4 protein-coding genes and 2 pseudogenes are annotated in these 6,195 nt (G+C 72.5%); 3 read left to right on the forward strand and 3 right to left on the reverse strand.

The window, feature by feature from the left end; all coding sequences use genetic code 11:
• Positions 1-15: 15 nt before the first annotated feature.
• Positions 16-687, reverse strand: a complete 672-nt coding sequence (gene ytfE / locus JJI54_RS30535) for an iron-sulfur cluster repair protein YtfE (protein ID WP_203077208.1) — start codon at positions 685-687, stop codon at positions 16-18.
• Positions 684-1,088 (reverse strand): group III truncated hemoglobin, encoded by a 405-nt coding sequence (locus JJI54_RS30540; protein WP_203077209.1) that lies wholly within the window; start codon positions 1,086-1,088, stop codon positions 684-686. The genes ytfE and JJI54_RS30540 overlap by 4 nt, the downstream gene beginning before the upstream one ends.
• 132 nt (positions 1,089-1,220) lie before the next feature.
• On the opposite strand from JJI54_RS30540, the gene JJI54_RS30545 reads away from it, so the two are divergent.
• The 3 genes and pseudogenes from JJI54_RS30545 to JJI54_RS30550 all read left to right on the forward strand — a co-directional run bounded on the left by JJI54_RS30545 (position 1,221) and on the right by JJI54_RS30550 (position 5,271).
• Complete coding sequence (locus JJI54_RS30545) at positions 1,221-1,661, forward strand: RrF2 family transcriptional regulator (protein ID WP_318987614.1); 441 nt, start codon at positions 1,221-1,223, stop codon at positions 1,659-1,661.
• A gap of 320 nt (positions 1,662-1,981) precedes the next feature.
• Positions 1,982-2,692, forward strand: a pseudogene (locus JJI54_RS32515) (EAL domain-containing protein); the annotation flags it as partial.
• Positions 2,693-2,949: 257 nt separating this feature from the next.
• Positions 2,950-5,271, forward strand: a complete 2,322-nt coding sequence (locus JJI54_RS30550) for a recombinase (RefSeq protein WP_226382254.1) — start codon at positions 2,950-2,952, stop codon at positions 5,269-5,271.
• A gap of 92 nt (positions 5,272-5,363) precedes the next feature.
• Here the strand turns inward: JJI54_RS30550 and JJI54_RS30555 are convergent.
• A pseudogene (locus JJI54_RS30555) lies at positions 5,364-6,195 on the reverse strand (hypothetical protein); the annotation flags it as partial.

Below are 6,195 nucleotides of genomic sequence, written 5' to 3' on the forward strand. Positions count from 1 at the left end.
GGCCTCCCGGCGCGCTCAGGCGCCGAAGCGCGGGAAGAGCACGTTGTTCTCCAGGTGGATGTGCTCCATCAGCTCGTCGGCGAAGGCCCGCGTGCCGGCATAGAGCGCGCGCCAAGTGTTGCAGGCGTGCTCGGGCGGAACGCCGCCATTCGTCAGGCCTTCGATGAGCTTCAGGTGTTCGCCGGCGTCATCATGCTCGTGCCGCATGGCGCCGATCGGATGCGCGATCATCGGGTGGCCGCCACGGCGCATCATGGGGAAGAGCACCCCCTCCTCCTTCGCCATGTGGCTCTCGAGCTCGGCCGCCAGATCGTCCAGCACGGTGGCGAGGCCGACCGGCGCGCCCTCGCGGTCGCCATGCACCGCCTCGACGCGCCGGGCGAGGCGGATCAGCTCGGGCAGGTCCCGGCGATGGGCGGCATGGTAGCGGGTGACGATAAGGTCGATCAGCGCGTCGGTGTCGGCCGGAGCGTCGGCCTCGGCCCGCACCAGGGCGGCGAGCTCGGCCTCCACGGTGCCGAGATCCGCCCCGCGGGCAGCCACGGCCTCGGCGAGCGGCGCCGCGCCGCCGCAGCAGAAGTCGAGCTTGTGGCGCCGGAACACCGCCGTCGCGCCGGGGAGCGTCGCGGCGATGTCCGCCACGCTGCGCACGGCGAAGCCGGGCTCGACGACGAGGGTCTCGGTCATGGGTGGTCTCCTGGCGCCGGACGGCGCGGGCTGGCCGGCAGCGCGAGAGGGATCAGCCCCATCTCCAGGCTGCGGGCGATGCGGCGGGCGCGGTCGAGCATGTGCCCGGCGCCCTCAGGGCTGAAGGACGCGCAGGCGGTGCGCTCGAACAGCGCGAGCCAGCGGGAGAAGTGCTCGGGCGCGAGGTCGAGATGCGCATGCGCCCGCATCGGCTGGCCATGGTACTCGCCGGTCATCAGGGCGACCGAGCACCAGAAGCGGGTGAGCTGCGCGATATGCGCCTCCCAATCCGCGACGCCAGCGAAGGCGGGGCCGAGCAGCGGATCCTGCCGGGCGGCGCCGTAGAAGGCGCGCAGGAAGGCCTCGATGGCCGGGCGGTCGAGCCCGGTGGCCTCCGTCACCGCATCCGCGAAGGCCGTACGGCGGTGGGGGTCTGGGGAGGTTGAGAGCGCGGCGGACAAACTGGTATCTCCAATGCCACTTACCTTCTGCCAGGATCGTGGTATCGTCAATACCAATTTGAGGGATGGCCCGTGCGCCTGCTCGCCTCCACCGACTTCGCCCTGCGGGTGCTGATGCGCCTCGCCGCCGATCCTGCCCGGCATCGCAGCACCGAGGCGCTGGCCGGGGAGGTCGGCGTGCCGCGCAACCACCTGCACAAGATCGTCCAGGACCTGGCCGAGGCCGGCATCGTGCGGACACTGCGCGGCGCCCGCGGCGGCGTCATGCTGGCGCGGTCGCCGGCGGAGATCAGCCTCGGCAGCGTGGTCCGGCGGCTTGAAGGGGGCCAGGCGCTGGTCGAGTGCTTCCGCCCGGATGGCGGCGCCTGTTGCCTCAGCCCGGATTGCCACTTGCGCGGCGTGCTGTGGCGGGCGCGCGAGGCGTTCCTGGCCACGCTGGACCGCACTAGCCTCGCAGACTGCGCGCCGACCCCAGGCACGTCTTCGGACGCGGTGGAGGCGCTGGAGGCATGACGGAGATACCGGCCATCCCTCGGGCGCCCGCAGCTGCCGCCGCCGCGGCCGATGACTTGCTCCCCGTGCTGAGCGCGCTGCCGGCCGGCATCCCCGAGGCTACCGTCACGGCGTATGTGGAAGGTCTCGGACACGACGAGCCAAGCCCCTCCTCCCGGGGTGGGGAGCGCAGCGATCAATGCCGACGCCTCTGCGTGGTGGATTGCGGCCTCGGCGCGCTCGGCATCGTGCCGCTGCGCTGCGTCGGCGAGATGGCACGGCGGAGGGAGGCGCGGCAGAAGGGCACCGGTGCTCCGGACCCCGAGCTCGCACCGGTCGGCATGCGGCTCGCCTGGGTGCCGATCGCCGCTTCGCCCGACTTCGTCGCGCTGCGGACACAACTCGTCTGGCAGGATATCTTCGCCCTCGCTGCCGGAAGCCAGGCACCGCCGGTGCGGCGGGAAGCCCTGCTGCGCATCGGGTCCGACAGCGGTCTGCCAGGCGGACCTGGGCCGCTCCTCGAGACGCTGCGCCTGCAGGGGCGCCTCTGGGCACTGGATCAATGGGTGCTCCGCCAGGGCTGCGCCGAGGCCGCCGCCTGGGATGATGCGGCCATTGCCGCGCTGAACATCACGCCAGAGGGCTTCGCCGAGGATCTTAAAGGGGCAGTGGAGCGTGCACTTGCGGCGACAGGGCTGCCGCCAGCACGGCTTCAGCTCGAGCTGACCGAGGATGCGGCGCTCGCCGACGTCCGGACGACCGCCGCAAAGATCGCAGACCTGCGCGCCATGGGTGTCACGGTGGCTCTCGACGATTTCGGGGTTGGCCAGGCGTCGCTTGGCGTGCTCGCGCGGCTGCCGGTGAACAAAATCAAGCTCGACCGATGCTTCGTCCGCGACCTCTGCGAGGACCGCGGCATGCACGTGATCGTCGGCGGCATCGTGGAGATGGCACATGGGCTGGGCATGACGGTCTGCGCGGAGGGTGTGGAGACACCCGGCCAACTGGCTGCCTTGCGCGACATTGGTTGTGACGAGGCGCAGGGCTTTCTGCTTGCCAGGCCCGGCCCAGTGCAGGGCACACCTCAGCGAGCCGTCACAGCCCAGCAATCCGTCGAAATTACAACATATGGTGGGCGACGCGCTGCTTTAATGTCTATATCTTGTGTTTCCCGACTCGACCATGCGAGCGGCGAGGAAGGCATGAGATGGACGGTTCTCTCCGCGGGCTTCGCGCGTTCGGCCTGGCCACCCCTCCCGGCTCGAGCTTCGGCGAGGCGCCGGCGCCGGCACGGACCCTCGATCCCGGCATGGGCTTGGCGGTCGCCCGCCGCACCGTGTTCCGTGACGCCGACCACGAGGATTTCGGCCGCGTGGCGGACCGCGTGGCGGCCGGCAACATGGCGCTCCTCGGCCCCTCCGCCGACCGCCTCGAGCAGGCGCGGCTGCGGAACGCCATCGCCACCGGCGCCCTGATCACCTCCGGCCGGCACCTCCAGCACGGCGATGCGGACCAGCCGGGCCGCAACATGGAGGTGTTCACCAACTGCGCGACCGCCAGCTCCTCCTTCGCGCTGTTCTACCTGCTGCTGAACGGCAGCGGCGTCGGGCGGTCCTATGACGACGAGCTGATCGCCGTCGATTGGGCGGCCGCCCCGCGCCTGCTGCTGCACCTCTCGCGCGATCACGCCGACTGGCCCGACACGCGCGAGGAGCTGCACCGGCTCGGCACGGAGTTCGGCCTGCTGCCCTGGGGCACGGGCCTTGGCGCCTTCTCCGATGTCCAGGAGGCGGAGATCCGCGCCTGGCTCGCGCGCGAGTTCCTTGCCGATCCCTCAGCCGCGCCGTCCGATGCGATACGCCACGCCGTCGCCGACAGTCGCGAGGGCTGGGGCAAGGCAGTGGAACTGCTGGAGAGCCTCGCCTTCGCCGGCGCCCGCGACCGGACGCTGCTGCTCGACTTCTCCGCCATCCGCCCACGCGGTGCGCCGATCGGCGGCATGCAGGGGCGCCCGGCCTCGGGCCCGCTCTCCCTGATGCGGGCCTTCGTGAACCTCCGCCACCACGTCCTGGAACCCGCCCGCCACCGTGCGCCGGATGACGAGGCATTGCAGCCCTGGGAGCAGGCGCTGCTGGTGGACCACCACCTGTCGGTTGAGGTCCAGGTCGGCGGCGCCCGCCGCGCTGCCCGCATGGCCACCAAGTCCTGGCGCGATCCCGGCATCTTCCGCTTCGTCCGCGCCAAGTCGGAAGGCGGCCTCTGGACCGCCAACAACTCCGTCATGGTGGATGCGGCGTTCTGGGATGGCGTGCGCGCGGCCCGCACAGGCAGCGAGGCGCCGCTCGACCGCCACGCGCTTGCCGTCTTCGAGGAAGCGACGCGCTGCGGCTACATCAATGGCGAGCCCGGCTTCATCAACGGCGACAAGCTGGAGGACCACCGCACCGGCGCGGCACGCCAGAAGCCGGTACACGCGGACGGGCGCGACCTCCGCTCCTCCCGCTACCAGGCGGACCACGCCGTGCCCCTGCTGGCCGAGCTCGCGCGCCGCGCACAGGCGGCGCGCTTCCCCGTCACCACCAACCCATGCGGCGAAATCACGCTGCACGTCACGGGCGGTTACTGCGTCATCGCCGACTTCGCGCCGCTCCTGGCGTGCCCCGAGGACCTGTCGCGGGTCGTCCCGGGTGACGTGCCGGAGGAGCTGGCGCGTGTCTGGGATGCGCGGGTGGAGGACAGCGTGCGCCTCGGCGTGCGCTTCCTGATGCGCGCCAACCTGATGGACGCGCTCTACGGCGAGGAAGTGCGGCGCACCAACCGCATGGGCATCGGTCCCACGGGGCTGCACGAATGGGCCTGGATGCGCTGGGGCCTTGGCTTCGACGACCTGCTCGACGAGGGTCGCGCCGCGCCCTTCTGGGCCATGCTCGAACGCCTGTCGGAGGCTGCGAAGGCCGAGGGGCTGGCCTATGCCGCGGAGCTGGGGCTGGAGGCGCCGGTCACCGTGACCACCGTCAAGCCGGCCGGCACGACGAGCAAGCTCTTCGGCCTGACGGAAGGCGCGCACCTGCCGGCGCGGCGGCAGTACCTGCGCTGGGTGCAGTTCAAGGGCACGCGCGACGGCGAGGGGCGCTGGGCGGCCGACAGCGACCGGCTGCTGCCGGATTACGAAGCGCGCGGCTACCCGGTCCGCGGGCTGCGGTCCTTCCCCGGCATGTCCATCGTCGGCTTCCCCACACTGACGCTGATCCAACGCCTCGGCATCGGGGAAAAGCTGGTCACTGCACCAGAGGCTCCGCCAGAGCTGCAGTATCGCTGGCTCTCCATGCTGGAGCGCCACTGGATCGGCGCGGAGCGCGGCAACCAGGTTTCCTACACGTTGAAGATCTACACCGACCGCCACGACCTGGAGGCGTTCCGCGACCTGCTGCTGGAGCACCAGCCGCGCATTCGCTGCTGCGCCATCCTGCCGAGCCGGCCCGACAGCGAGCTCGGCTACGAGTACCTGCCGGAGGAGGAGGTGGCGCTCGGCCGTTTCGCGGCGATTGTGGAGGGCATCCAGGATCCCGCGTTGCACGAGGCCGTGGACATGGCCCACCTCGCCTGCGCGTCCGGGGTGTGTCCGCTGTGAGGGCGCCAGCGAACCGCAGCCCCAAGGGACACGAAAACGCCGCCGCGCCCAGGCCGCCGTGCTGTCGGCGGCCCGGCATCCCTTGCTACCCTCTACTCGGCGGCCAACGGCAAGGTCGCCGACGCGACCGCCGGCATGCGGAGTACTGACGGCACCCAGCCCGTGCCGGCCAGCAGCCCAGCCGCCGCCTCGGCCATGTCGCCCTTCTTCGCGCCGGCCAGCCCGCGGGCAGCGGCCTCGCTTGCGCCCTCGCGCACGGCCTCGGTGATCAGCGCCTTCGTCACCCGGTCGAGGTAGGCCGGCCGCGTCGGCGTCCACCACGCGGCCGGGTCCAGCCCGGCGAGGACCGCCACGCGTGCCGCAGGCTCCGACGCCCCCTCCCCCGCCGTCCAGTCGGCGGACCCGGCGTCGGCCGAGGCCGCAACGCACACCGCCAGCAGCGCCGCGACCTCGCCCGCTTCGGCTGCCTCCACCCAGGCCCAGAGGCGGGCGGGATCGGCCGGCAGCGCCTCACGCCACCGCCCGAGGCCGCCCGACAGCGCGGCGGCGCCGGGCGACGCCTCGACGCCCGGCGCGCCCGCGTCCAGCCCTGTGCCGGGCAGCGGGGCCCGCACCACCCCGCCCCAGGGGTGGCGATGGACGACGGCGAGCGCCATCGCGTGCGTCATCACCCGGAGCGCGAGGTCCGGGCGCTCCGCCAGGGTCGCGCGGAGCATGGCCGTGCGGTGCGCGAGCAACTCGGCGCGGAGCACGCCGGGGAGCGTCGGAGAGCGGTCCTCCGCATCGTCGGCGCCCCCTGCCTCCCCCGCCTCCTCGTGGCCCGGCTCGCCGCCCTCGTCGTCGTCCGCCGGCTCGTCGGGCATGGCGTCCTCGTCGCGCACGAGGCCGCGCTCCACCCGCACCCCCTCGCCCCACCCGTCGAGC

It is taken from the genome of Falsiroseomonas ponticola (assembly GCF_016805305.1).
Lineage (GTDB): Bacteria > Pseudomonadota > Alphaproteobacteria > Acetobacterales > Acetobacteraceae > Falsiroseomonas > Falsiroseomonas ponticola.

Coding starts and splice junctions, on each gene's coding strand:
- ytfE (WP_203077208.1), bottom strand. CDS start 687: ATGACCGAGACCCTCGTCGTCGAGCCCGGCTTCGCCGTGCGCAGCGTG.
- JJI54_RS30550 (WP_226382254.1), top strand. CDS start 2,950: ATGGGCTTGGCGGTCGCCCGCCGCACCGTGTTCCGTGACGCCGACCAC.